18 protein-coding genes and 2 tRNA genes are annotated in these 24,870 nt (G+C 73.0%); 9 read left to right on the plus strand and 11 right to left on the minus strand.

From position 1 onward, the window contains the following. Nucleotides 1-28: 28 nt before the first annotated feature. The 4 genes from FHR77_RS08270 (at nucleotide 29) to FHR77_RS08285 (ending at nucleotide 5,289) form a co-directional block, all read left to right on the plus strand. Nucleotides 29-1,669, plus strand: coding sequence for an ABC transporter substrate-binding protein (locus FHR77_RS08270; protein ID WP_167259663.1), 1,641 nt, complete (start codon nucleotides 29-31; stop codon nucleotides 1,667-1,669). Then, nucleotides 1,647-2,687, plus strand: coding sequence for an ABC transporter permease (locus FHR77_RS08275; protein WP_167259664.1), 1,041 nt, complete (start codon nucleotides 1,647-1,649; stop codon nucleotides 2,685-2,687). The genes FHR77_RS08270 and FHR77_RS08275 overlap by 23 nt, the downstream gene beginning before the upstream one ends. A gap of 101 nt (nucleotides 2,688-2,788) precedes the next feature. Beyond that, entirely contained in the window at nucleotides 2,789-3,598 is an 810-nt protein-coding gene (locus tag FHR77_RS08280; protein ID WP_167259665.1) for an ABC transporter permease subunit, read from the plus strand. Beyond that, on the plus strand, nucleotides 3,595-5,289 hold the full coding sequence (locus FHR77_RS08285; RefSeq protein WP_341777287.1) for a dipeptide ABC transporter ATP-binding protein: 1,695 nt from the start codon (nucleotides 3,595-3,597) through the stop codon (nucleotides 5,287-5,289). Before FHR77_RS08280 ends, FHR77_RS08285 begins: the two co-directional genes overlap by 4 nt. Nucleotides 5,290-5,341: 52 nt before the next feature. On the opposite strand, the gene proP is transcribed toward FHR77_RS08285, so the two are convergent. Continuing rightward, complete coding sequence (proP, locus tag FHR77_RS08290) at nucleotides 5,342-6,922, minus strand: glycine betaine/L-proline transporter ProP (RefSeq protein WP_167259666.1); 1,581 nt, start codon at nucleotides 6,920-6,922, stop codon at nucleotides 5,342-5,344. Between the two features lie 222 nt (nucleotides 6,923-7,144). On the opposite strand from proP, the gene valS reads away from it, so the two are divergent. Together valS and FHR77_RS08300 are read left to right on the plus strand one after the other, a co-directional pair. After that, nucleotides 7,145-9,751, plus strand: coding sequence for a valine--tRNA ligase (gene valS / locus FHR77_RS08295; protein ID WP_243861628.1), 2,607 nt, complete (start codon nucleotides 7,145-7,147; stop codon nucleotides 9,749-9,751). Beyond that, nucleotides 9,751-10,011: a hypothetical protein gene (locus FHR77_RS08300; protein ID WP_167259667.1), complete on the plus strand. Its 261-nt coding sequence runs from the start codon at nucleotides 9,751-9,753 to the stop codon at nucleotides 10,009-10,011. Before valS ends, FHR77_RS08300 begins: the two co-directional genes overlap by 1 nt. Nucleotides 10,012-10,053: 42 nt before the next feature. On the opposite strand, the gene FHR77_RS08305 is transcribed toward FHR77_RS08300, so the two are convergent. Further along, a complete protein-coding gene (locus tag FHR77_RS08305) occupies nucleotides 10,054-10,872 on the minus strand; it encodes a methyltransferase domain-containing protein (protein WP_167259668.1) in 819 nt (272 codons plus the stop codon). A 91-nt stretch (nucleotides 10,873-10,963) separates the two neighbouring features. Between FHR77_RS08305 and FHR77_RS08310 the strand changes: the two genes are divergently transcribed. Continuing rightward, complete coding sequence (locus tag FHR77_RS08310; protein ID WP_167259669.1) at nucleotides 10,964-13,009, plus strand: M3 family metallopeptidase; 2,046 nt, start codon at nucleotides 10,964-10,966, stop codon at nucleotides 13,007-13,009. 53 nt (nucleotides 13,010-13,062) lie between these two features. On the opposite strand, the gene FHR77_RS08315 is transcribed toward FHR77_RS08310, so the two are convergent. From FHR77_RS08315 to FHR77_RS08340, 6 genes are all read right to left on the minus strand, one after another. Continuing rightward, complete coding sequence (locus FHR77_RS08315) at nucleotides 13,063-14,559, minus strand: right-handed parallel beta-helix repeat-containing protein (protein ID WP_167259670.1); 1,497 nt, start codon at nucleotides 14,557-14,559, stop codon at nucleotides 13,063-13,065. Between the two features lie 215 nt (nucleotides 14,560-14,774). Next, nucleotides 14,775-16,055 (minus strand): ATP-dependent Clp protease ATP-binding subunit ClpX, encoded by a 1,281-nt coding sequence (gene clpX, locus FHR77_RS08320; protein WP_056056451.1) that lies wholly within the window; start codon nucleotides 16,053-16,055, stop codon nucleotides 14,775-14,777. A gap of 210 nt (nucleotides 16,056-16,265) precedes the next feature. Then, a complete protein-coding gene (locus FHR77_RS08325; protein WP_056056452.1) occupies nucleotides 16,266-16,928 on the minus strand; it encodes an ATP-dependent Clp protease proteolytic subunit in 663 nt (220 codons plus the stop codon). A gap of 37 nt (nucleotides 16,929-16,965) precedes the next feature. Then, nucleotides 16,966-17,553 carry an ATP-dependent Clp protease proteolytic subunit gene (locus FHR77_RS08330; RefSeq protein WP_056056453.1) on the minus strand — a complete coding sequence of 196 codons (588 nt, stop codon included), beginning with the start codon at nucleotides 17,551-17,553 and terminating at the stop codon, nucleotides 16,966-16,968. A 160-nt stretch (nucleotides 17,554-17,713) separates the two neighbouring features. After that, nucleotides 17,714-19,036 (minus strand): trigger factor, encoded by a 1,323-nt coding sequence (gene tig, locus FHR77_RS08335; protein ID WP_056056454.1) that lies wholly within the window; start codon nucleotides 19,034-19,036, stop codon nucleotides 17,714-17,716. A gap of 64 nt (nucleotides 19,037-19,100) precedes the next feature. Next, a tRNA-Pro gene (locus FHR77_RS08340) sits at nucleotides 19,101-19,173 on the minus strand. A gap of 151 nt (nucleotides 19,174-19,324) precedes the next feature. On the opposite strand from FHR77_RS08340, the gene FHR77_RS08345 reads away from it, so the two are divergent. Continuing rightward, nucleotides 19,325-19,395 (plus strand) — tRNA-Gly (locus FHR77_RS08345). Nucleotides 19,396-19,635: 240 nt separating this feature from the next. On the opposite strand, the gene FHR77_RS08350 is transcribed toward FHR77_RS08345, so the two are convergent. Beyond that, the gene (locus FHR77_RS08350; protein WP_167259671.1) at nucleotides 19,636-21,435 is read right to left on the minus strand and encodes an acyltransferase family protein; all 1,800 of its coding nucleotides are present in this window, start codon (nucleotides 21,433-21,435) and stop codon (nucleotides 19,636-19,638) included. A gap of 146 nt (nucleotides 21,436-21,581) precedes the next feature. Here FHR77_RS08350 and FHR77_RS08355 point away from each other — a divergent pair, with 146 nt between their 5' ends. Further along, the gene (locus tag FHR77_RS08355) at nucleotides 21,582-22,370 is read left to right on the plus strand and encodes an SGNH/GDSL hydrolase family protein (RefSeq protein WP_167259672.1); all 789 of its coding nucleotides are present in this window, start codon (nucleotides 21,582-21,584) and stop codon (nucleotides 22,368-22,370) included. A 40-nt stretch (nucleotides 22,371-22,410) separates the two neighbouring features. Here FHR77_RS08355 and FHR77_RS08360 read toward each other — a convergent pair whose 3' ends face one another. After that, nucleotides 22,411-23,076 carry a response regulator transcription factor gene (locus FHR77_RS08360; RefSeq protein WP_056056457.1) on the minus strand — a complete coding sequence of 222 codons (666 nt, stop codon included), beginning with the start codon at nucleotides 23,074-23,076 and terminating at the stop codon, nucleotides 22,411-22,413. 9 nt (nucleotides 23,077-23,085) lie between these two features. Continuing rightward, nucleotides 23,086-24,678: a sensor histidine kinase gene (locus FHR77_RS08365; RefSeq protein WP_167259673.1), complete on the minus strand. Its 1,593-nt coding sequence runs from the start codon at nucleotides 24,676-24,678 to the stop codon at nucleotides 23,086-23,088. Nucleotides 24,679-24,870: the final 192 nt, after the last annotated feature.

The raw sequence follows: 24,870 nt of genomic DNA on the forward strand, positions 1-24,870 counted from the left end.
TCGGCCACCCGTCATCCACCGGAGCTCCATGCGCACGCGTCCCCTCCCCCTGCTCGCCCTCGCGACCGTCGGCGCCCTCGCGCTGGCCGGGTGCACCGCCGGGGCCGACGACGCCGGCGACTCCGCGACGCCGGTCGAGGGCGGCACGCTCACCTACGCCACCGGCGACGCCGAGCCCACCTGCCTCGACCCGCACGTCGGGGGCAACTACCCGCAGGCCCTCATCTCGACCCAGTACGCCGAGTCGCTCGTGTCGAAGGACGCCGACGGCGAGATCGTGCCCTGGCTCGCCGAGTCGTGGACGGAGGCGAGCGACGGCCTGAGCTGGACCTTCTCCCTGAAGCCCGACGTGACGTTCACCGACGGCACCCCCTTCGACGCCGCCGCGGTCGCCGCGAACGTCGCCCACGTGCAGGACCCCTCGACGCTGTCGTCCACGGGCTACCTGGCCCTCGCGAAGGTGACCGGGGTCGAGGCCGTCGACGACCTGACGGCCCGCATCGACCTGAGCACGCCCGACAGCGCCCTGCTCGAGTCGCTCACGCAGCCGTGGCTCGCGATGGAGTCGCCCGAGGCGCTCCAGCGGCCCCAGGAGATCAACTGCGAGTCGCCCGTCGGCACCGGCCCCTTCGTCGTCGACTCGTGGACGAAGCAGGAGCAGGTCGAGCTGTCGCGCTACGACGACTACTCGTCGCCGCCCGCCGACGCCGACCACACCGGCCCCGCTCACCTCGAGAGCGTCGTCTGGCGGTTCATCCCCGACTCCGCGGCGCGCTACGCGGCCCTCCAGGCCGGCCAGGTCGACGTGATCGACAACGCCCAGCCCGACACCCTCGTCGCGGCGGAGAAAGACGACGCGATCAGCGAGATCGACGCGCCGCGGCCCGGCGCCTCCAACCGTCTCGAGCTGAACTCGGGCAAGGCCCCCTTCGACGACGAGCGGGTGCGCGAGGCGTTCGTCACGGGCGTCGACGTCGACGACGCGATCGACTCGCTCTTCTTCGGCACCGCCGAGCGCTCGTACAGCCCCCTCTCGAGCGTCGAGCCGCTCGCGTACTCCGACCCGTCGCTGTTCGAGGTCGACGCCGACGCCGCCGCCGACCTGCTCGACGAGGCCGGCTGGACGGGGCGCGACAGCGAGGGCTACCGCACCAAGGACGGCACGCGCCTGTCGCTGACCTTCCCGGTCAGCACCAACCAGTCGATCCCCGCCGAGCAGTCGCTCTTCGAGCAGATCCAGGCCGGGGCCAAGTCGCTCGGGTTCGAGGTCGTGCTGCAGCCCCTCGACCTCTCGAGCTGGTACGGCGCCCTCGCCACCGACGACTACGACCTGGTCAGCGCGCCGTACACGAAGGTCGGCCCCGACGTGCTGCGCATCCTGTTCGACACGTCGGGCACCACCCCGGCGCCGAGCGGCTACTTCGCCAACCACGCCCAGCTCTCCGACCCGGCCCTCGACGACCTGCTGACCCGCGCCTCCCAGACCTCCGACGCCGACGAGCGCGCCGACCTCTACCAGCAGGCCCAGCAGATCGTGCTCGAGAGCCGCACCGTGCTGCCCCTCTACGACCAGCAGAACCACTACCTCGTCGGCTCGTCGGTCACCGGCGTCCGCGCGCTGCCCCCGGTGCAGGCGGTCACCCTGTATGACGCCTCCGTCACCGACTGAGGTCGGGGCCGGCTCGGTCGTCGCCCCTCCGTCGCCCCGACGGAGCGCGGCCGGCGGCCGGGCGGGCAGGAGTCGCGGGTCGGCCGAGCGGGCCCTGCGGTGGGTCGTCGGCCGGGTGGCCGGCGCGGTGCTGGTGCTCTGGGCCGTGGCGACCCTCATCTTCTTCGCGGTGCGGCTCGTGCCGGGCGACCCGGCAGAGGCGATCCTCGGCGGGCCGGGCTCGCAGGCGTCGGCCGAGGCCCTCGCCCTCGTGCGCGAGCAGTACGGCCTCGACCAGCCCCTCGTCGTGCAGTACCTCCAGCAGCTGGGGCGCCTCGTCACCGGCGACCTCGGCACGTCGTGGTCGCTCCGGGCCGACGTGGCCGGGCTGCTGCTCGAGCAGCTGCCCGGCACGCTCGCCCTCGCACTGGCGTCGCTCGTCGTCGCCTGGCTGATCGCCCTCGGCACGGCCTGGTGGGCGACCCTCGGCGGGCGGGCGGCCTCCGCCGTCTCGTCGGCGCTCGAGGTCGTCGCGGCCGCGGTGCCGCACTTCTGGCTGGCGAGCGTGCTCGTCCTCGTCTTCAGCACGCAGCTCGGCCTGCTGCCCCCGGTCAGCACGGGCACGCCCGTCGGCCTCGTGCTGCCGGTGGTGACCCTGGCGATCCCGGTGGCGGGGTTCCTCGGGCAGGTGACCCGCGACTCCCTGCTCGACGCGGCCTCCGCCCCGTTCGCCGTGACGGCGCGGGCCCGGGGAGAGTCGACCTCGGGGCTCTTCCGTCGGCACCTGCTGCGGCACGCCGCGCTGCCGGGGCTCGCCCTGTCGGGGTGGGCGTTCGGCTCGCTGCTCAGCGGGGCCGTCGTGGTCGAGTCGGTCTTCGCCCGGCCGGGCCTCGGGCGCACCCTGCTCGGGGCGGTGACGCTCCGCGACGTGCCCCTCGTGACCGGCGTCGCCCTCGCCTCCGCGCTCGCGTACGTCGTGGTCGTCGCGCTCGGCGACCTCGCGGAGCGCGCCGTCGACCCGCGGGAGCGGGCCTCGTGACGGTGCTGCCCGTGCTGCCGGGGGCGCCGGGGCCGTCGGAGCCGTCTGCCCCGCCTGCGCCGCCGCGGTCGAGCCCTGGTCGCCGGCGCCCCCGGAGGCGCGTGCGGCCCGTCGAGGCCGTGGCCGCCGTCGTGCTCGCGGTGATCGTCGTGGCCGCGGTCGCGCCGGGGCTCCTGGCGCCCGGCGACCCCCTCGCGGTCTCGCCGGCCGACGCCTTCGGCGCGCCGTCGCTCGCGCACCCGCTCGGCACCGACGAGTCGGGGCGCGGCATCTGGACGCGGATCGTGCACGGCGCCGGGGCGTCGCTGACGATCGGCGCGGTCGCGACCCTGATCGGCACCGGCCTCGGCGTGCTGCTGGGCGTGGCCGCCGGCTTCGGCGACGGGCGCTGGCCCGGGCGCGCCGCCGACGCGGGCGTCAGCCGCCTGCTCGAGGTGCTCTTCGCCCTGCCGGGCCTCCTGCTCGCGCTGGTCGTGATCGCCTTCACCGGGCCCGGCGCCGTGCCGGCGACCCTCGCCGTCGGCCTCGCCACGGCGCCCGGCTACGCACGCATCGTGCGGACCCAGGTGCGCCGGGTGCGACGGTCGGCCATGGTCGAGGCCGCCGTGGTGCTCGGCCGCCGGCCCTCGACGGTGCTGCTGCGGCACGTGCTGCCGAACGCCCTCGCACCCGTGGTCGTGCTGGCGACGCTCGGCCTCGGCCAGGCCGTCGTCTGGGCCTCGTCGCTGAGCTACCTCGGCCTGGGCTCGCCCCCGCCCGCGCCCGAGTGGGGCGCGATGCTCTCGGCCGGCCGCACCTACGTGCAGGTCGCCTGGTGGATGACGGTCTTCCCCGGCCTCGCGGTCGTCGTCACGGCGGCGGCGTCGACCATCGTCGGCCGCGGTCTCGCTCGACGCGGGGGCACCTCGTGAGCGGCCCGGCGCTGCTCGAGGTCGACGGGCTCTCCGTCGCCTTCGGCGGGCGGCCGGTCGTCGACGACGTCTCGTTCTCGGTGTCGACCGGCGAGTGCGTCGCGATCGTGGGCGAGTCGGGGTCGGGCAAGAGCGTCACCGCACGGTCGCTGCTCGGCCTGAGCGGCGGCCGGGTCTCGGCCCGCGGCCTGCGGCTCGGCGACACCGACCTCACGGCCCTCGGCGAGCGCGGCTGGCGTGCCGTCCGGGGGCCGCGCATCGGGTTGGTGCTGCAGGACGCGCTCGTGTCGCTCGACCCGCTGCGACCGATCGGCCGCGAGATCGACGACGCCCTCCGCCTCCACACGCCTCTTGGGCCGCGAGGCCGCCGGGAGCGTGCGCTGGAGGCGCTGGTGGAGGTGGGCATGCCCGAGCCGGAGGCGCGCCTCGGCCAGCGGTCGGGAGAGCTGTCGGGCGGGCTGCGTCAGCGGGCCCTGATCGCCGCGGCGCTCGTGCTGCGCCCCGAGCTCGTCGTCGCCGACGAGCCGACGACGGCCCTCGACGCCGAGGTGCAGAGGCTGGTCGTCGACCGCCTGGCGGCGCTCCGCGACGGCGGCACCGCGGTGCTCGCGATCAGCCACGACCTCGGCGTCGTGCGTCGGCTCGCCGATCGCGTGGTGGTGATGCGCGCCGGCGTCGTCGTCGAGACGGGGCCGACCGAGCAGGTGCTCGGCGACCCGCGACACGAGTACACGCGGCTGCTGCTCGCAGCGCTGCCGCGCGGCGTGGCCCGCGGTGCCCGGCTGTCGCCCGCGCCCTCCGCGCCTGACCGCTCCGCGCCTCCCGCGCCCGCGGCGACCGCCGAGAACCGCGTTCCGAACGATGAACCGCGCTCCAGCGCGGTTCATGGATCGGAACGCGGTTCATCGCGGGTCGGAGCCGGGCCGGCGCCGGAGGTCGTGCTCGCCGCGAGCGGGCTGCGCCGGGCGTTCGCGGTGCGGGGCAGCGCGCCCCGCGTCGCCGTGGACGACGTCTCGTTCGAGCTGCGCGCCGGCGAGACGCTCGGCCTGGTGGGCGCGTCCGGGAGCGGCAAGACCACGACCGCGCGCCTCCTGCTGGGCCTCGACGACCCCGACGACGGGGCGGTGACGCTGCTCGGCGAGCCGTGGGCGCCGCTGCGCGAGCGGGAGCGCCGGGCGCGCCGGGCCCTGCTCGGCGCCGTCTACCAGGACCCGTCGAGCTCGTTCGACCCCCGGTGGACGGTCGGTCAGCTGCTCGCCGACGCCGTGACGAGCGGCCGCGTCACGCGGCCGGGGCGGGTGTCGACCGAGGTCGAGGGGCTGCTCGACCGCGTGGGCCTCGCCGTCGACGTCGCCGAGCGGCGCCCCGGCACGCTCTCCGGGGGTCAGCGCCAGCGGGTCGCCGTCGCCCGTGCCCTGGCCCCCCGGCCCCGCGTCGTCGTGTGCGACGAACCGGTGTCGGCCCTCGACGTCTCGGTGCAGGCGCAGGTGCTCGACCTGCTCGACGAGCTCCAGCGCGAGGAGGGACTCGCGTACCTGTTCATCTCGCACGACCTCGACGTGGTCGCCCACATGAGCGACCACGTCGCGGTGATGCAGCACGGCCGGGTCGTCGAGCACGGCCCCGCGGCCCCGCTGTTCGCCGCGCCGCAGCACCCGTACACGCGGGCGCTGCTGGCCGCGCGGCCCTGAGCCCGCGCGGCCGCGATCGCGGCCCTGAGCGCGGTCGCCCGGAGCCCGTCGCCTACGAGCGCGTCGGCTCCGCGGCGGCGGGCCGCCCGCCGAGCTCGCCCTCGCCCGTGCCGTCGCCCTCGCCGCCCTGGCCCTCCGGCCGGATCACGGCGATCGGCCCGGAGTCCGCGAACGCGAGGCCCCAGTCCGACTGCGCCACGTCGCTGGTCTCGTCGCGGTACGCCTCGATCAGCTCGTGGGCCTCGGCCTCGGTGGCCACGGTCGGGCCCGAGCCGAGCAGCGGCTCGTTCGCGGTCTCCTTGGTGAACCACACGGCGACGAGCCCGATCACGGCGGCCGCCATCAGGTAGAAGGCGGGGATGTCGTGGGCCCAGCCGAAGCCGCGTCCCTCGGCCCAGACGACGAGCGCCTCGGTCGCGAGCGGGGTCGTGCCGCCGAAGAGCGAAACAGACACGTTGAAGGCGATCGCGAGGGCGCCGTACCGGATGATCGTGGGGAAGAGCGCGGGCAGCGTCGACGGCATGGTCGACGTGAACGTGACGAGCACGAGGCCGAGCACGAGCAGGCCCGCGAACGACAGCACGCCGTTGTCGCTCTGCACCATGCGGAGCGCCGGGAACGACAGCACCAGGAAGCCGATGCAGCCCGCGAAGAGCACGGGGCGCCGGCCGAAGCGGTCGCTGAGCCGCCCGCCGAAGGTGATGACGAGCATCATCAGCACCATCACCACGATGATGAACAGCAGCCCGCTTGTCGCGTCGCGCCCGAGGGTGTTGGACAGGTAGGTCGGCATGTACGACAGCAGCATGTAGTCGGTGACGTTGAAGACGAGCACGAGGCCGACGCAGACGAGCAGGGCACGCCAGTTCTCGCGGAACAGCGACAGGAGCGGCACCTTCTGGTGCTCGCGCTCGGAGGCCTCGGCCTGCTGCTTCTGGAAGGCCGGGGTCTCCTCCAGCTTGAGCCGCAGGTACAGCCCGATCAGGCCGAGCGGGCCCGCGACGATGAACGGGATCCGCCAGCCCCAGCCGAGCAGGGCCTCCTCGCTCAGGCCGAGCTGCAGCGCGGTCACGAGGGAGGCGCCCAGCACGTAGCCGCCCAGGGTGCCGAACTCGAGCCACGAGCCCATGAAGCCGCGTCGCTTGTCGGGCGAGTACTCGGCGATGAAGGTGGCGGCGCCGCCGTACTCGCCTCCGGTCGAGAAGCCCTGCAGGAGCCGCGCCAGCAGCAGCAGGATCGGTGCCCACACTCCGATGGTCGCGTAGGAGGGGATCAGGCCGATCGCGAGCGTGCCGGCGGCCATCAGGATCATCGTCATGGCGAGCACCTTCTGCCGACCGATGCGGTCGCCGAGCGGGCCGAAGAAGGCGCCGCCGATCGGCCGGACGACGAAGGCGGCCGTGAAGGTGCCGAAGGTGAAGAGGATGTTCAGGGCGTCGTTCCCGGGCGGGAAGAAGACCTGGGCGATCGTGGTGGTGATGTACGCGTAGACGCCGAAGTCGAACCACTCCATGGCGTTGCCGAGGGCGGCCGCGCTGACGGCGCGCTTGAGCATCGACTCCTCGACGACGGTGACGTCGTCGGTGGTGAGTTCTCGACGACGGGGCGTCGGGGCGTTCTTCCTGGCTGACATGGTGCGAGTACCTCCGGATCGGGGGACGGAGCGCGACCGCGGTGTCGGGCAAAAACCCAGGAAACCTAGCAGCGCTGCGCCGGAGCCGCCAGTGCGGTGACTGCAACCCTGCGCTGACCGCACGTTTCCCTGGCGGCCATGTCGGCCCGCGTACACTGACGAGGTCCACATCCAGGCGTCTCACCACCGACACGGCGCCGCCCACAGAACCGGAGTCAGCCCATGACGTCACCGATGCCCGACAAGCCCGCCCTCGAGGGCCTCGAGTCCCGCTGGGGCCAGGTCTGGGAGACCGACGGCACGTACCGGTTCTCGCGCACCGAGGCGACCCGCGACTCCGTGTTCTCCGTCGACACGCCCCCGCCGACCGCCTCGGGCAGCCTGCACATCGGCCACGTCTTCAGCTACACGCACACCGACGTCAAGGTGCGCTTCGAGCGCATGCGCGGCAAGAGCGTCTTCTACCCCATGGGCTGGGACGACAACGGGCTGCCGACCGAGCGCCGCGTGCAGAACTTCTACGGCGTGCGCTGCGACCCGTCGCTGCCCTACGACGCCGACTTCACGCCGCCCTTCGAGGGCGGCGACGGCAAGTCGTCGAAGGCCGCCGACCAGGTGCCGATCTCGCGCCGGAACTTCGTGGAGCTCTGCGAGCGCCTGACGGTCGAGGACGAGAAGCAGTTCGAGGACGTCTGGCGCAAGCTCGGCCTCTCGGTCGACTGGACCCAGAGCTACCGCACCATCGACGACCGCTCGCAGGCCACGGCGCAGAAGGCCTTCCTGCGCAACCTCGCCCGGGGCGAGGCTTACCAGGCCGACGCGCCCACCCTCTGGGACGTCACCTTCCGCACCGCCGTCGCCCAGGCCGAGCTGGAGGACAAGGAGATGCCGGGGGCCTATCACAAGCTCGCCTTCCACCGCACCGACGGCCAGGGCGACGTGCTCATCGACACGACGCGCCCCGAGCTGCTGCCCGCCTGCGTCGCCCTCGTCGCGCACCCCGACGACGAGCGCTACCAGGCCCTCTTCGGCACGACCGTGCGCTCCCCCCTCTTCGACGTCGAGGTGCCCGTGGTGGCCCACCACCTCGCGCAGCCCGACAAGGGCTCCGGCATCGCGATGGTCTGCACCTTCGGCGACACGAACGACGTCGTGTGGTGGCGTGAGCTGCAGCTGCCGAACCGCGCGGTGATCGGCTTCGACGGCCGCTTCGTCAGCGAGGCCCCGGCCGCGATCGAGTCCGAGGCGGGCCGCGACGCGTACGCCCAGCTGGCCGGCAAGACGGTCTTCAGCGCCAAGCAGTCGGTGGTCGAGCAGCTGACGGCCTCGGGCGAGCTCGTCGGCGAGATCCGGAAGATCACGCACCCCGTCAAGTTCTTCGAGAAGGGCGACAAGCCCCTCGAGATCGTGTCGACGCGCCAGTGGTACATCGTCAACGGCGCCCGCGACGAGCAGCTGCAGCAGTCGCTGCTCGAGCGGGGTCGCGAGGTGTCGTTCCACCCCGACTTCATGCGCGTGCGGTACGACAACTGGGTCAACGGCCTCAACGGCGACTGGCTCATCTCGCGTCAGCGCTTCTTCGGGGTGCCCCTGCCCGTCTGGTACCCGCTCGACGCCGACGGCAACCCCGTCTTCGACGACGTGATCGTGCCCGACGAGGCGTCGCTGCCCGTCGACCCGTCGAGCGACGCGGCCCCCGGCTACGACGAGTCGCAGCGCGGCGTGCCCGGCGGCTTCCAGGGCGAGCTCGACGTGATGGACACCTGGGCGACCTCGTCGCTGACCCCGCAGCTCGCCGGCGGCTGGGAGACCGACCCGGAGCTGTTCGACCTCGTCTTCCCGTACTCGCTCCGCCCGCAGGGCCAGGACATCATCCGCACCTGGCTGTTCTCCACCGCCCTCCGCTCGCAGCTCGAGCACGGCACGGTGCCGTGGGCGAACGCCTCCATCTCGGGCTTCATCGTCGACCCGGACCGCAAGAAGATGTCGAAGTCGAAGGGCAACGTCGTCACCCCGGCGGCCATGCTCGACGACCACGGCTCCGACGCGGTCCGCTACTGGGCGGCCTCGAGCCGCCTCGGCACCGACGCGGCCTTCGACCCGCAGAACCCGAAGCAGATCAAGATCGGTCGTCGCCTGGCGATCAAGGTGCTCAACGCCGCGAAGTTCGTGTACTCGTTCGAGCTGCCCTCGGGCGAGCACCGCGTCACCGAGCCGCTCGACCGCGACCTGCTCGCCGAGTTCGCCACGGTGATCGGCGCCGCGACGGACGCGCTGGAGGGCTACGACCACGCCCGCGCGCTCGAGATCACGGAGAAGTTCTTCTGGACCTTCTGCGACGACTACCTCGAGCTCGTCAAGGAGCGCGCGTACGGCGCGACGACGCCGGCCGAGCAGGCCTCGGCCGTGCTCGCCCTGCAGACCACGATCGACGGCCTGCTGCGCCTGCTCGCCCCGTACCTCCCGTTCGCGACGGAGGAGGTCTGGTCGTGGACCCACGACGGCTCGGTGCACCGCGCCTCCTGGCCCACGGCGGCCGAGCTCGGCGAGGTCGGGCAGCCCACGGGCCTGCTCGCGCTCGTCGGCGAGGCCCTGATCGGCGTGCGACGTGCCAAGTCGGACGCGAAGGCCTCGCAGAAGACCCCCGTGGTCTCGGCGACGATCGCGGCCCCGGCCGCCCAGCTCGACGTGCTCCGCGGGGCGGCCTCCGACCTCGCGGCGGTCGGCAAGATCCAGTCGCTCGAGTTCGTCGAGGGCGAGGCGCTGGCGGTCGCGGCCATCGAGCTCGGCGAGCTGCCCGAGGCCCCGGCCCCGGCGGCGGGCGCCTGATGCAGCTCGGCACGCGGTGGAGCGTGGGAGGCGCGGCACCGGCCGCCCTCCCCGCCCCGGTCGTCGGGGCGGTCGCCCAGGTCGAGCGCGAGCTCGCCGAGCAGGGCGTCGACGCCTCGACCTGGCGCTGGACCCTGACCTACCTCGAGCACCGCCCGGTGGTCGAGCTCGACGACGGCACGACCATCCGCGTCGACGCCGTCACGGGCGAGGCGCGCATCCACGAGGCCGACGCCGAGGGCGACGACCCCGACGCCTGAGCGACGACCGGCCCGGAGCCCGGGGCGGTCGTCGCTCACGGGTCAGGCGCGAGCGATCATCTCGCCGTGCGGCATCATGAGCACGCCGTCCGGGGCGTCGCGCCAGGCTCGCCAGGCGTCGGCGATGGCGTCGAGCTCGGCGGCGGTCGCGACGCCCCGCGCGACGGCGTCGGCCGCGAAGGCCGACTCCGTCGCCCGCGCTGCCCAGCTGTCGCCCCACCAGGTGCGCTCGTCGTCGGTCGAGAAGCACCACGAGGAGGCGGTGCACGAGACGTCGGTGAAGCCCGCCTCGAGCGCCCAGCCCCGCAGCGCCCGCCCCGCGTCGGGCTCGCCGCCGTTGCCGCGGTGCACCTGCTGGTAGACGTCCATCCACCGGTCGAGGCCCTCCGACGCCGGCGCCCAGACCGTGCCGTGGTAGTCGACCTCGCGGGCCGCGACCACTCCCCCGGGCACGGTCACCCGGCGCATCTCGCGGAGGGCCGCGACGGGGTCGCCGACGTGCTGCAGCACCTGGTGGGCGTGCACGACGTCGAACGAGTCGTCGTCGAAGGGCAGCGCGAAGAGGTCGGCGACGACGAACTCGACGGTGTCGAGGCCCCGCTCGGCGGCGAGCGCCCGGGCCTGCTGCACGACGACCTCGGCCGCGTCGACGCCGACCACGCGGCCCGGCGCGACGCGCTCCGCGATGTCGACCGTGATCGTCCCGGGGCCCGACCCCACGTCGAGCACCCGGCGGCCCGGCACGAGCTCGGCCTCGAGGTAGGCGGCGCTGTTCGCCACGGTGCGCCACGCGTGGCTCCGCAGCACGCTCTCGTGGTGGCCGTGGGTGTACGTGGCGGGGGCACCGGGGCGTGAGCTCATGCGGGGACTGTAGCGCGCCTCCTCGGGGCTGCCCTCCCTCGTGACGCCCCGTGGCCCGCCCCGGCGGGCGGCGCGCTCGTAGGGTGGGCGCATGACGAACCCGTTCCTCGAGCCGAGCCCGCTGCCGTACTCGCTGCCGCCCTACGCGACCCTCACTCACGACGACTTCGCGCCCGCCTTCGAGGCGGGCCTCGCCGAGCACCGCGCCGAGGTCGAGGCGATCGCCGCGGACCCGGCGCCCGCGACCTTCGAGAACACGATCACGGCGCTCGAGCGCGGCGGGGCCGTGCTGACCCGCGTCGGCCACGTCTTCTTCGACCGGGCCTCGAGCGACTCGAACGCGACGACCGACGCCCTCGAGCTCGAGCTCGCGCCGCGGCTGGCCGCCCACGACGACGCGATCCGCCTCGACCCCCGCCTGTACGCCCGCGTGCGCGCCGTGGCCGACGCCGTCGAGCGCGGCGACGACGACGTGGCCGGCCTCGACGACGAGCAGCGGTACCTCGTGCGCCGCACGCTGCGGTCGTTCGAACGGGCGGGTGCGGGCCTCGGGGACGACGAGAAGGCGCGCCTGCGCGACCTCAACGGCCGCCTGTCGACCCTCACCACGCAGTTCGAGAAGCACCTCCTCGCCGACACGAACGACCTCGCCGTGGTCGTCGACGACGTCCGCCAGCTCGACGGGCTCAGCGACGGCCAGGTCTCCGCCGCCGCCGAGGCCGCCCGCGACCGCGGCCTCGACGGGCGCTGGGTGATCACCCTCGTGCTGCCGACCGGGCACCCGTGGCTGGCCGACCTCACCGACCGCGACCTCCGCGACCGCGTGATGCGCGCCTCCCTGGCCCGCGGCCGACGCGGCGGCGAGCACGACACCCGCGCCCTCCTGCTCGAGATCGTGCGGCTCCGGGCCGAGAGGGCCGAGCTGCTCGGCCACCGCGACCACGCGTCGTGGGTCACCGCCGGCGAGACGGCCGGCAGCCCGTCGGCCGTCGCCGACCTGCTCGGCCGGCTCGCGCCGCCCGCGGCCGCGAACGCCCGGGCCGAGTTCGTCGAGCTGCGGGCCGCCGCGGGCCGGCAGGAGGTCGCCGCGGCCGACTGGGCCTTCTGGGCCGACCGCCTGCGGGCCGAGCGCTACGACGTCGACACGACCTCGATGCGCGACTACTTCGAGGCCGAGCGCGTGCTGCACGACGGCGTCTTCTTCGCGGCGTCGCAGCTCTACGGCCTCGAGTTCGCCGAGCGCCCCGACCTGGTCGGCCCGCACCCCGACGCGCGGGTCTTCGAGGTCACCGAGGGCGGCGGCCGGCCCGTGGGCCTGTACGTCCTCGACCTGTACACCCGCGACTCCAAGCGGGGCGGGGCGTGGATGAACCCGCTCGTCTCGCAGTCGGCGCTGCTCGGGCTGCCGCCCGTCGTCGTGAACAACCTCAACGTGCCGAAGCCGGCGGCGGGATCGCCGACCCTGCTGACCCTCGACGAGGTCACCACGCTCTTCCACGAGTTCGGGCACGCCCTGCACGGCCTGCTCGCCCGCGTGACGTACCCGACGTTCTCGGGCACGAACGTCTTCCGCGACTTCGTCGAGTTCCCGAGCCAGGTCAACGAGATGTGGATGCTCTGGCCCGAGGTGCTCGAGAACTACGCCGTTCACCACGAGACGGGCGAGCGCATGCCGCAGGAGCTCGTCGACCGGCTCGTCGCGTCGCGGGCCTTCAACGAGGGCTTCGCGACGAGCGAGTACCTCGCGAGCGCCCTGCTCGACCAGGCCTGGCACACGCTCACCGCCGCGGAGGCCGCCGCCGTCACCGACGTCGAGGCCTTCGAGCGGGAGGCGCTGGCCGCGGCGGGCCTGGACCTCGCGCCGGTGCCCCCGCGCTACTCGAGCACGTACTTCGCCCACACCTTCTCGGGCGGCTACGACGCCGGCTACTACTCGTACATCTGGAGCGAGGTGCTCGACGCCGACACCGTGGAGTGGTTCGAGGAGAACGGCGGGCTCAGCCGGGCGGGCGGCGACCGGTTCCGCGCACGGCTGCTCGGCGTCGGTGGCTCCCGCGACCCGCTCGAGGCCTACCGCGACTTCCGCGGCCGCGACGCGCGGGTCGAGCCCCTGCTGGAGCGCCGCGGCCTCGCCTGACGCCCCGCGGCGCCGCCGGGCGCCCCGCGGCGTCGCCGGGCACCCCGCGGCGCTCAGGCCCCGTCGTGCAGCCGCGCCAGGGTGTTCTCGACGCTGCAGTAGACGGCGCGCGCCCTGGCGGTCCAGTCGTTGTCGACGAGGTCGAGCGTGCTGCCGCCGACCGCGGCGTAGAGCCCCACCGCGTCGGCACGGCTGCCGGGCGTCGCCACGTACCGGGTGCGGACGATGAGCGCCGAGTTGTCGTGGTGGCGGACGTCGATCACGCTCGGCCGCTGCGTCGTGCGGCTCGTCAGCCCGGTGACGAGGGTGTCGACGACGGTCAGGTCGTGGTTGCCCGTGTAGATGTTCAGCGCCCGGGCGATCGACCCGTTGAGCACCGACCGGGCGACGACGAGACCCGAGGTGAAGTAGACGCAGACCGCCGCGTCGAGGGTGTCTCCCCCGTAGCCCGTGACGGTGTTGTCGAGGATCGCCCCGGTGCCCTCCTCGACGGCCGTGCCCGAGCCGAACCCCGCGCCCTTGAAGACGATGCCGTTGCGCGGCACGGCGAGCGTGCCCGCGTCGACGGTGTTCGACGCGACCACGCAGTCGAGCGGCGCGTAGGTGGTGGCGCCGTCGGGGCTCTTGCAGGGCACGACGGCGATCCCCACCGCACAGCCCGTCAGGCGGTTGCCGACGATCGTGACCTCCCGCCCGCCGTGCGTGTCGATGCCCTCCCAGAGCGGCACGTCCGAGACGACGTTGTCGGCCACCGTGATCCGCTCCGAGCGCGGTGCGACGTCGATCGACTGGTTCCAGTACCGGTTCACGGCGATGCCGTACGAGTTCGGGAACGACCCCGACTGGTGCACGCCCGTGACCTCGTTGCCCCGCACCGTGCCGTCGAGGCAGGAGAAGAGCATCACGCCCGCGTACGCGAGGTCGGTGAGCACGTTGCCGTCGACCGTGAACTCGCGCACGTGCTCGAGGTACACGGCGCCGTACGAGAAGCGCGAGATCGAGCAGCCCGACACGCGCAGCCGTCGCACGGGAGCCCCGACCGTGGCGACGACCTCGACCCCGCGGGCCTTCCCGCTCGTCGCGGAGCCGGACCCGACCACGGTGGCTCCCCGCAGCGTGACGTCGTCGGCCCGGACGACGAGGGCGCTGACGTCCCGGGTCGTCCGCAGCTCCACGCCGGCCTCGAAGAGCAGGGTCATCGGGCGGTCCACCACGACCGGCACCGCGGTCGTCTCGGACCGGTCGACGACGAGGGTGCCGTGAGCCTCGGTGCCCGCGATCGCCGCCGCGAGCGTCGCGGAGGCCGACGAGCGACGCACCCCCGACGGGGCCAAGGGAGTCGCGGTGCCCGCCGCGCCGGGAGCCCCGGTCGCCGGGGCGGTCGGCTCCCCCGCCGCGTGGGCCGCGTCGCCGCGACCGACCGGGCTGCTCGCCAGCACCCCGGCCCCGAGCGTGCCGAGCGCGGCGGCCAGCATCGCCCTCCGGCCGAGCCGGCCTCCCGTGTCGGTGCTGCCCCGCAGGTCGACCGGCCCCGACGACGGCCCCGACATGTCGTCGGATGCCGTGTCGGGGGTGACCCCGTGACTACGCCGCACATCGTCGACTCTTACATCACTCACGCTTTCATGCACGATCCACGCTAACACTGACCGTCGAGGCGGGGGAAGAGCCCCGAAGGGGGCAGGACGACGAAGAGCCCGACCTCGTCGGTCGGGCTCTTCGGGTGACGTCGGCCCGCGGGGCTGTCGACGTCGAGGGCTGCGCGCTAGGCGGACTTCTCCGTGCGCTGCTCGACGAGGCGCGGAACTATGGTCGGCGCCGCGTTCTCCATGACGGAGGCGCGGGTGACGACGACCTTGCCGACGGTGTCGTCGGAGGGCACGTCGAACATGATCGGCCCGAGGACCTCTTCCAAGATGGCCCGGAGCCCGCGGGCCCCCGTCTGGCGGAGGACGGCGAGGTCGGCGATCGCCTCGAGGGCGGCGCTGTCGAACTCGAGCTCGACGCCGTCGATCTCGAACATGCGCTGGTACTGGCGCACGAGGGCGTTCTTCGGCTCGGTCAGGATCTGCATCAGGGCTGCCTGGTCGAGCTGCGTGACCGTCGTCACCACCGGGAGGCGGCCGATGAACTCGGGGATCAGGCCGAACTTGTGCAGGTCTTCGGGGAGGACCTCGCTGAACAGGGCCGCCTCGTCCTCCTTGCTGTGGAGGGGAGCCCCGAAGCCGATGCCGCGCTTGCCGGCCCGGTTGCTGATGATGTCCTCCAGGCCGGCGAACGCTCCGGCGACGATGAAGAGGACGTTGGTGGTGTCGACCTGGATGAACTCCTGGTGCGGGTGCTTGCGACCGCCCTGCGGCGGGACGGACGCGACGGTGCCCTCGAGGATCTTCAGCAGGGCCTGCTGGACGCCCTCGCCCGACACGTCACGGGTGATCGACGGGTTCTCGGCCTTGCGGGCGATCTTGTCGATCTCGTCGATGTAGATGATGCCTGTCTCGGCGCGCTTGACGTCGTAGTCCGCCGCCTGGATGAGCTTGAGGAGGATGTTCTCGACGTCCTCGCCGACGTAGCCCGCCTCGGTCAGGGCCGTCGCGTCGGCCACCGCGAACGGGACGTTGAGGCGCTTGGCGAGGGTCTGGGCGAGGTACGTCTTGCCGCAGCCCGTCGGGCCGATCAGCAGGATGTTCGACTTCGAGATCTCGACCTCGTCGGCGAGCGACTCGGCCGCCGTCAGCGTCGACGCGGCACGGATGCGCTTGTAGTGGTTGTAGACGGCCACCGAGAGGGCGCGCTTCGCGGCGTCCTGCCCGATGACGTACTCCTCGAGGAACGAGTAGATCTCGCGGGGCTTCGGCAGGTCGAACTCGCTCGTGGGCTCTTCACCGGCCTCGGCCAGGCGCTCCTCGATGATCTCGTTGCACAGCTCGACGCACTCGTCGCAGATGTAGACCCCGGGGCCCGCGATGAGCTGCTGCACCTGCTTCTGGCTCTTGCCGCAGAAGGAGCACTTGAGCAGATCTGCGCTCTCACCGATCCGTGCCATGCCCGGCCTCCCTGTCAGCTGGTCGTCGACCCCTGTCGGCCGTCGTCCCCCGAGCCTAACCCGATCGTCCGACACTCCCGCACCCGCACCGCCCTCCGGGCCGGATCGACCCGCGCCGGGCGCACCGGGGAGGACGACGAAGGACCCCGGGCGCGTGCCCGGGGTCCTCTGACGTCGCACCCGACCGGCGGTGGCCGATCGGTGCAGGGGTCAGCGCGTGAGCGCCGGCTGGTTCTTGCGCGAGGTGAGCACCTGGTCGACGAGGCCGTAGGCCAGCGCCTCCTCGGCACCCAGGATGTTGTCACGCTCGATGTCGCGGTTGACCTCTTCCGGCGACTTGTTCGAGTGCTTCGAGAGGGTCTCCTCCAGCCAGGTGCGCATGCGGAGCACTTCCTTCGCCTGGATCTCGATGTCGGACGCCTGGCCGCCGCTGCTGCCGCCGGTCGCGGGCTGGTGGATCAGCACGCGGGCGTTGGGCAGGGCGAGGCGCTTGCCGGGCTGGCCGGCCGCGAGCAGCACGGCCGCGGCGGACGCCGCCTGGCCGAGGCACACCGTCTGGATCTCGGGGCGGATGTACTGCATCGTGTCGTAGATGGCCGTCATGGCCGTGAACGAGCCACCGGGCGAGTTGATGTAGAGGGTGATGTCGCGGTCGGGGTCCATGCTCTCGAGCACGAGCAGCTGGGCCATGATGTCGTCGGCCGAGGCGTCGTCGACCTGCACGCCGAGGAAGACGATGCGGTCCTCGAAGAGCTTCGCGTACGGGTCCTGGCGCTTGTAGCCGTAGGCCGTGCGCTCCTCGAAGCTCGGCAGGATGTACCGGGAGCTGGGGGCCTGCAGTCGACCCGCGCCACCCATCATCGGGAGTTCCATGAGTTCTTCTCTTTCTGTGCTGATGATCGGGTGGGGGCTAGTCCTGGTCGGTGCCGGCGCCGCCGATGACGTCGGTGGCCGAACCGCGGATGTGGTCGACGAAGCCGTACTCGAGGGCCTCCTCGGCGGTGAACCAGCGGTCGCGGTCGCCGTCCTCGTTGATCTGCTCGACGGTCTTGCCCGTCTGCGCCGCCGTGATCTCGGCCAGGCGCTGCTTCATCGAGAGGATGAGCTGGGCCTGGGTCTGGATGTCGGAGCTGGTGCCGCCGAAGCCGCCGTGGGGCTGGTGCAGCAGGACGCGGGCGTTCGGCGTGATGTAGCGCTTGCCCTTGGTGCCCGCGGTGAGCAGCAGCTGGCCCATCGAGGCGGCCATGCCGATGCCGACGGTCACGATGTCGTTCGGCACGAACTCCATCGCGTCGTAGATGGCCATGCCCGCCGTGATCGACCCGCCGGGCGAGTTGATGTACAGGTAGATGTCCTTCTCGCTGTCCTCAGCGGCGAGGAGGAGGAGTTTCGCGGCGATCTCGTTGGCGTTCTCGTCGCGCACCTCGGACCCGAGCCAGATGATGCGGTCTTTGAGCAGTCGGTCAAAAACACTGTTGGGCAGTGTCACGTCGGCCATGGTGGAGCTCCCATTCGTTGTCGCTTGCTGTTGAACCTATCGGGTGCAACGCGGCACTTCCGGGCTGTTCGCCCACGGCAATAACTGACTGCCGGCCGCGCCCCGGAGACGACGGAGGGCCGGGTGCAGATGCACCCGGCCCTCCGGTCGTCACGCCCGATCAGGCGTGGTCGTGACCCTCGTGGTCGTCGTCGCCGCCGACGCCCGCCGTGGCGGTGAAGGCGGACAGGTCGACCTCGGCGCCCTCGCCGTCGACGACCTTCGCCTTCGACAGCACGACCGCCAGGGCCTTGCTGCGGGCGACCTCGCCGACCATGGCCGGGATCTGGCCGTTCTGGTCGAGGACCTTGATGAACTCGCCGGGCTCCATGCCGTACTGCGCGGCGCCCTGGATCAGGTACTGGGTGAGCTCGTCCTGCTCGACCTTGACCTCTTCCTTCTCGGCGATCGCGTCGAGGAGGATCTGGTTGCGGAAGGCCTTCTCGCTGCTCTCCTTCACCTCGGCACGGTGCTCCTCGTCCTCGAGGCGGTTCTCCTGCTCGAGGTGACGGTGCACCTCGTCCTCGACGAGCTTCTCCGGGACGGGGATCTCGACGGCCTCGAGCAGCTTCTCGACGACCTGGTCGCGCGCCTGGGCGCCCTGACCGAAGGTCTTCGACTTGGCCAGCTGCTCCTTGAGGTCGCCCTTGAGCTCGTCGATGGTGTCGAACTGGCTGGCGATCTGCGCGAAGTCGTCGTCGGCCTCGGGCAGCTCGCGCTCCTTGACGGCGGTGACGGTGACGGCGATCTGAGCCGTCTCGCCCTCGCGGTCGCCGCCGAGCAGCTTCGACTCGAAGGTGGTGCTCTCACCGGCGGTCAGCGACTCGAGGGCCTCGTCGATGCCCTCGATGAGCTCGCCGGAGCCGATCTCGTACGAGATGCCCTTGGCCGAGTCGACCTCGTCGTCGCCGATGGTGGCGGTGAGGTCGATCTGGGCGAAGTCGCCCGTCGTCGCGGGACGGTCGACCGTGACGAGCGTGCCGAAGCGCGTGCGCAGGTTCGACAGCTCTTCGTCGACCTCCTCGTCGGAGATCTCGACGCTGTCGACCGTGAGCTCGAGGCCCTCGTAGTCGGGCAGGTCGAAGTCGGGGCGCACGTCGACCTCGACGGCGATCGTCAGGTCGCCCGAGAAGTCCTTGACGTCGGGCCAGGCCACGACGTCCGCCTCGGGGCGGCCGAGGACGCGGATCTCGGTCTCGGCGACGGCCTCGCGGTAGAACTTGTCGAGGCTCTCGCTGACCGCGTGGTTCAGGACCTCTTCGCGACCGACGCGCTGGTCGATGATGGGCGGCGGCACCTTGCCCTTGCGGAAGCCGGGGATGTTGATCGACTCGGCGATGTGACCGTAGGCGTGCGTGACGCTGGGCTTCAGCTCGTCGGGGGTGACGACGATGTTGAGCTTGACGCGCGTGGGGCTGAGCTTCTCAACCGTGGTCTGGACCAATGTAGGGCTTCTCCTGTGTTGGTGGCGCTGAACTCACGACCGAGACAGCGGGGGTAGACGACTGTCGGGGCGACAGGACTCGAACCTGCGATCTTCCGCCCCCAAAACGGACGCGCTAGCCACTACGCTACGCCCCGTGCATCACCTGACTCGGCCCGCCCCCGGTCACCCCGTTGAGGTCGGGTGGGAACAGGCCTCGGTGAGTCTAGCCGACCCACGGCCGCCCGTGACTGAGCGGGCCGAGCCCATGGTTTATAGTTGGTGCCACCGCTGCGGCACGGCCGCTCCGGGGATGTAGCTCAATGGTAGAGCCTCAGTCTTCCAAACTGATGGCGCGGGTTCGATTCCCGTCATCCCCTCGTATGGGTTCGACGCCTCCGGCGTCCGTCGCTTCGCGACGTGAATGAATCTTCCTCCGGGCTTCGTTCTGCCTCGTCCGTCGCGGTGCTCATTCGACGCCTCCGGCGTCCGTCGCTTCGCGACGTGGATGCATCTTCCTCCGGGCGTCGTTCTGCCTCGTCCGTCGAAGTGCTCGTGCGACGCCTCCGGCGTCCGTCGCCTACGGGGGCGGTCGCGGAGGCGCGACCCGGGGGCGCGGGTCAGCGGTCGAGGGGGGCGAAGTAGGCGTCGAGGGGGGAGGCGCGGAGGGCGTCGCCGAAGAGGGTCGCGCCGGCGCGGGTGAAGTGGACGCGGTCGGGTGACAGCAGGGCGCCCGAGTCGTCCGTGATCGGCGTGCGCCCGTCCCGCCACAGGGGGCTCCACGACACGTAGTGCTCGGCCGGCACGAGGGCCGACGAGCTCGCCTCGCGCTCGGCCACCCACCCCGGCAGCCGGTTCGTCAGGCCCGCACGGTCGTCGCCGCGGCGCTGCACCACCCAGTTGAGGTTGTCGCCGAAGTTCTTCGGCCCGCCGTAGAAGACCGCCTTGCCCTCCGCCGTCATGCTCGCGATCTCGCCTCGCAGGCAGGGCTCGTACTCGTCGCCGATCGACACCAGCACCACGTCGGCGCCCGCCCAGAGCGCCGACCCCTCGAGCTCGGGGTTCGCGGCGAGGAAGCAGACCCCCGCGTCGAAGGACGGGCCGTGCAGGTGCCGCAGCTCGAGGTCGGCCCGCGGGTACGTCTCGAGCACGCTGTTCGCCAGGTCGCGCGACCAGCTGTCGCCCACCACGAGCACGTTCGTCGCGCCGGGCCGGTCGAAGGGCTCGCGGCCCGTCTCGCTGATCCGCCGGTTGTAGTCGATCGAGGCCTCGGCCGGGTCCTCGCCGAGCCGTGCGGGCAGGCCGCCCGACCCGGCGAGCACGGCTCCGGCGACGACGACCACCGCGGCTCCCCCGCCCACCACCGGCACGAACCGGCGGAGCGACATCCGCGCGGGGCGGCGGAAGGGCTCCTCCACGAACCGCCACGACAGCCAGCCCACGCCCAGCGCGACGGCCATGAGCACGACGAAGAGCCAGGCCGGCGGGGCCTCCGGCGTCAGCACGCGGGCGAACACGAAGAGGGGCTGGTGCCACAGGTAGACGCTGAAGGTGACGACCCCCACCGCGACGAGCGGCCGGGCCGAGAGGAGGCGCGTCACCGGCGACCCGGAGCGCGCGAACGCGATGACGAGCGCCACGCCCGCCACGGCCGCCGCCACGACCGGCAGGCGGAACCCCTCCTCGGCCGGGGCCCCGACCAGCGAGGCCACGACGAGACCCAGGCCGAGCAGCGCGAGCCAGCGCGCCCGGCCGTCGGGCACGGCGACGAGCCAGCGCCACCCCCGACGAGCACCCACCGCGAGCAGGCAGCCGACGAGGATCTCCCACGCCCGCGCGGGCAGGAGGTAGTAGGCCGAGTCGACGTCGACGAGCCCCTGGTGCAGGGCCAGGACGAGGCTGGCGAGCGTCGCCGCGACCAGCGCGATCGTCCGCACCCGGGCGGGCACCCGCGGAGCGACGACGAGCACGAGGGGGAAGAGCAGGTAGAACTGCTCCTCGACGCCGAGGCTCCAGGTGTGCAGGAAGGGCTTGAAGTCGGAGGCGAGGTCCCAGTAGCCGGAGGTCAGCCAGAGCAGCACGTTGTTGCCCGAGGCCAGCGTCGCCACGAGCGACTGCCCGTAGTTCTCGAGCTCGTCGGGCAGCATCACGAGCACGGCCACGGGCAGGGTCGCCAGCATGACGACGACGAGGGCGGGGAGGATGCGGCGGGCCCGGCGGACGAGGTAGCGACCGACCCCGAAGCGCCCGAGGTCGCGGTCGCGCAGCGCGATGCTCGTGGCGAGGTAGCCGCTGATGACGAAGAAGAAGTCGATGCCCGAGCCGCTCAGCCCCCGGAACCCCGCGTGCGACCACATCGTCGTGAGGATCGCGACGGCCCGCAGCCCGTCGAGCTCGGCACGGTAGCGGAAGGGGACCACGGTGGTGCTCCGATCGTCGTCGAGGCCCCGTCCGGACCCATAGACCCACCATCGTAATATGTCTCATGACGCCGACCGTGCCAGTGAGCGCAGATGTCATCCCGACGGTGTACGTGGAGGCCCCCGCGATGCGGCACGATCGACCCATGGACCGCGCGACCCCCGCCCGCGTCGCGCTCGTGGGCGCGGCGCTGGCCCTGCTGACGACCGGCTGCTCCGCGGGGGCCGTGACCACCGCCTCCCCCGCTCGGGTCTCCGCGGCCGCGCCGGGCGCGGCCAGCACGCTCGTGCCCGTCGCGGCGGGCGACGGCCACGGCGTCCGGGTCGCGATCGTGGGCGACTCGCTCACGGCCGGCGGCGGTCGCCTGCTCAGCGACGGGCTCGCCGCCGACACGTGGATGACGTACGCGCAGGGCGACGGCGTCGAGTACGTCGGCGGCTGGGCGCGGGGCGGCAGCACGGTCGAGCAGCAGGCCGCCGCCGTGCAGCCCGTCGCCGACGTCGACGTCCTCGTGCTGATGTCGGGCACGAACGACGTGCGCACGGGAGTCTCGTTCTCGACGGCCCGGGCGTCGTACGAGTCGATCATCGACACCGTCGGCGCGCGCGAGGTCGTCGTGGCCGCCATCCCCCCGTACGACCGCGACCCCTCGGCCGCCGCCCGCTACGAGCGCGACCTCGAGCGCTGGGTCGCGACGACCGACCACGTCTTCGTCGACCCGTGGCGCACCGTGCGCTCGGGCGAGGCCTGGGTGCCCGGGGCCAGCGTCGACGGCATCCACCCGACCACGGCCGGCTACGAGCGGCTCGGCCGGTCGCTCCGCGAGACCATCCTCGACGTCGGCGCCGCCCCCGAGGTGCTCCGGGCCGACGAGGGGCCCGTCGAGGGCACGCCCGACGGGGTCGCGCCGGGGAGCGTCGACGGCGGCAGCTGACCCCCGGGGAGGCGCGGTGCGGGTCGCGCCCCGCCCGCCCCTAGTGCTGCAGGTAGGCCAGCACCGCCAGCACGCGGCGGTGGTCCGTGCCGCTGTCCTCCAGCAGGAGCTTCTGGAAGATCGACGTGACGTTCTTCTCGACGGCGCCCGTGCCGATCACGAGCTGTGCGGCGATCGCCGCGTTCGTGCGGCCCTCGGCCATGAGGGTCAGCACCTCGCGCTCGCGCGGCGTGAGGGCGGAGAGCGGGTCGCTGCGGCGCCCGAGCAGCTGCGAGACGACCTGCGGGTCGAGCACGGTGCCGCCGGCCGCGACGCGCTCGAGGGCGTCGCGGAACTCGTCGATCGACGCGATGCGGTCCTTCAGCAGGTAGCCGACGCCGCCAGAGCCCGACTCGAGGAGGTCGCGGGCGTAGGCGACCTCGACGTACTGCGAGAGCAGCAGGATGCAGGTCTGCGGGCGCCGGCGACGGATCTCGATCGCCGCCCGCACCCCCTCGTCGGTGTGGGTCGGCGGCATGCGGACGTCGAGCACGGCGACGTCCGGGGCGACGGCGTCGAGGTCGGCGAGCAGCGAGTCCGCGTCGCCGAAGGCCCCCACGACCGCCACCCCCAGCTCGTCGAGCAGCCGCACCAGACCCTCGCGCAGCAGCACGGAGTCGTCGGCGACCGCGACGCGGAGGGCGGGATCGAGGGGGCCGTCGGTCATCCCGGCAGTCTAGGGAGCCGTCGGCCCGCCCGTCGCGCCGCGGCCCCGCCCCCGGCCGGCCCCGCGGGGCAGCGGCTCGGTCACGGCCGTCGGCGACACGTCGGGCAGCGGCTCGGTCACGGCGGCGTACGGGGGCAGCGGCAGGGTGGGGGACGTGCCGGGGGTCGCCGCGGTCGGCGTCGGCTCCGCCGTCGTCGGGGCGTCCGCCGAGGGAGGCGCGACCGGGCTCCCGAGGTCGGTCACGAGCGGGATGCTCACCGTCACGATCGTCGGGCCGCCCTGCGGGCTGGAGATGTCGAGGAACCCGCCGAGCCCCACGAGGCGCTCCTGCACCCCGGCGAGGCCGTGCCCGTCACGGAGGCCCGCGCCGCCGCGGCCGTCGTCGGTGACGACGAGCTCGAGCAGGGTGCCGACGCCGTCGGGGGCGGTGCGGGTGCGGAGCGCGAGGTCGGCCGAGCTGGCCTCCGAGTGCTTGCCGATGTTCGTCACGAGCTCCGACGCGATGAAGTAGGCGTTGCGCTCGATGTCGGCGGGCACCACCACGTGGGCGGGCACCCGGTTCACCAGCGTCGTCGAGATGACGGCGCGGTCGACGAGCGACTCGAGCGCGGCGACGAGGCCTCGGTCGAGCAGCAGCGGTGGGGCGAACCCGCGGGAGAGGGCGCGCAGCTCCTCGAGGGCCTCGCGGGACTGCACCCGCGCCTCCTCGATCAGGGCCTTGCTCTTCTCCGGGTCGACGTCGACGGCGCGGGCGGCGGCGGCGAGGTCCATCTGGAGGCGCACGAGCCGCTGCTGCGGCCCGTCGTGGATGTCGCGCTCGAGGCGACGGAGCGCCGTGCCCTCGGCGGAGAGCGCCGCGGTGCGCGAGATCTCGCGGTCGGCCAGCTCGACCTCGAGCTGCTCGGAGCGGAACCCGCCGAGCACGGCGGCGGCGATCGCCTGGTGCACCACGACCGCGGCGTGCACGACGTACGGGTAGACGAGCACGACGCCGGCGAAGACGGCGAGGGCCACGATCACCAGGGCGGCGGCCCCGCCGGCGCCGATCGCCGACGGCCAGTCGCCGAGCGGGAACGGGGTGACGGCGCCGAAGAACAGCACGATGCCGAGCACGAGCAGGAGGGGGCCGCCGAGCAGCAGGGCGAGCACGAACGTCGTCACGCCCGCGACGGTCGGGAACACGATGAGGGCGTAGAGGAGGTAGAGCCAGTAGTGCGGGTTCGCGAAGACCGACACGGCGCGGACGAAGCGCGAGCTCGACCGGCCCCAGGCCGTGTTCGGGGTCCAGTCCACGGGGCGGATCGGGCGGTCGCTCGCCCAGCGCAGCCGGAGCACCTCGAAGGTGCCGAACCAGCGGGCCAGCCAGAGGGCGCCGAAGACGACCACGGCGAGGAAGAGGAGGGTGACGAGCGAGTCGCTCGAGCCGCTCAGCACGTGGAAGAACAGCGCGGCGCCCAGCGACACGATCACGACCAGCACCGCCGAGAGGGCCACGTAGCCGAGCTCGCGGGGCAGCTCGCGCCAGCGGCGACGGTAGCCGCCCGGGCGGGCGGGCGGCGACAGGTAGGGGTTCTGGACGGTGATGGGGCGCTCCTGGGTCATGGGACGAGCCTCGCGGGTCCGGGCCTCGCTCCCCATGGTGCCAGCGCCCGGACGCCCGGTGGGGTTATCCCCCGCTGCGACCCGGACGAGCGGCTCAGACGGGACGCAGGTCGGCGCCGGTGAGGGCAGGCGACCCTCACGAAGTGCAGCCTCAGCTTGCTTGCGGAATCCCCCCAGCCGAATAGCGTTGCA

This window comes from Frigoribacterium endophyticum, from assembly GCF_011759585.1.
Taxonomy (GTDB): Bacteria; Actinomycetota; Actinomycetes; order Actinomycetales; family Microbacteriaceae; genus Frigoribacterium; species Frigoribacterium endophyticum.

Bases quoted from the DNA above. Each gene is read 5' to 3' on its own strand.
- FHR77_RS08270 (WP_167259663.1), top strand. From the start codon at position 29: ATGCGCACGCGTCCCCTCCCCCTGCTCGCCCTCGCGACCGTCGGCGCC.
- FHR77_RS08275 (WP_167259664.1), top strand. From the start codon at position 1,647: ATGACGCCTCCGTCACCGACTGAGGTCGGGGCCGGCTCGGTCGTCGCC.
- proP (WP_167259666.1), bottom strand. From the start codon at position 6,922: ATGTCAGCCAGGAAGAACGCCCCGACGCCCCGTCGTCGAGAACTCACC.
- valS (WP_243861628.1), top strand. From the start codon at position 7,145: ATGACGTCACCGATGCCCGACAAGCCCGCCCTCGAGGGCCTCGAGTCC.
- FHR77_RS08300 (WP_167259667.1), top strand. From the start codon at position 9,751: ATGCAGCTCGGCACGCGGTGGAGCGTGGGAGGCGCGGCACCGGCCGCC.
- FHR77_RS08305 (WP_167259668.1), bottom strand. From the start codon at position 10,872: ATGAGCTCACGCCCCGGTGCCCCCGCCACGTACACCCACGGCCACCAC.
- FHR77_RS08310 (WP_167259669.1), top strand. From the start codon at position 10,964: ATGACGAACCCGTTCCTCGAGCCGAGCCCGCTGCCGTACTCGCTGCCG.
- FHR77_RS08315 (WP_167259670.1), bottom strand. From the start codon at position 14,559: ATGTCGGGGCCGTCGTCGGGGCCGGTCGACCTGCGGGGCAGCACCGAC.
- clpX (WP_056056451.1), bottom strand. From the start codon at position 16,055: ATGGCACGGATCGGTGAGAGCGCAGATCTGCTCAAGTGCTCCTTCTGC.
- FHR77_RS08325 (WP_056056452.1), bottom strand. From the start codon at position 16,928: ATGGAACTCCCGATGATGGGTGGCGCGGGTCGACTGCAGGCCCCCAGC.
- FHR77_RS08330 (WP_056056453.1), bottom strand. From the start codon at position 17,553: ATGGCCGACGTGACACTGCCCAACAGTGTTTTTGACCGACTGCTCAAA.
- FHR77_RS08355 (WP_167259672.1), top strand. From the start codon at position 21,582: ATGGACCGCGCGACCCCCGCCCGCGTCGCGCTCGTGGGCGCGGCGCTG.
- FHR77_RS08360 (WP_056056457.1), bottom strand. From the start codon at position 23,076: ATGACCGACGGCCCCCTCGATCCCGCCCTCCGCGTCGCGGTCGCCGAC.
- FHR77_RS08365 (WP_167259673.1), bottom strand. From the start codon at position 24,678: ATGACCCAGGAGCGCCCCATCACCGTCCAGAACCCCTACCTGTCGCCG.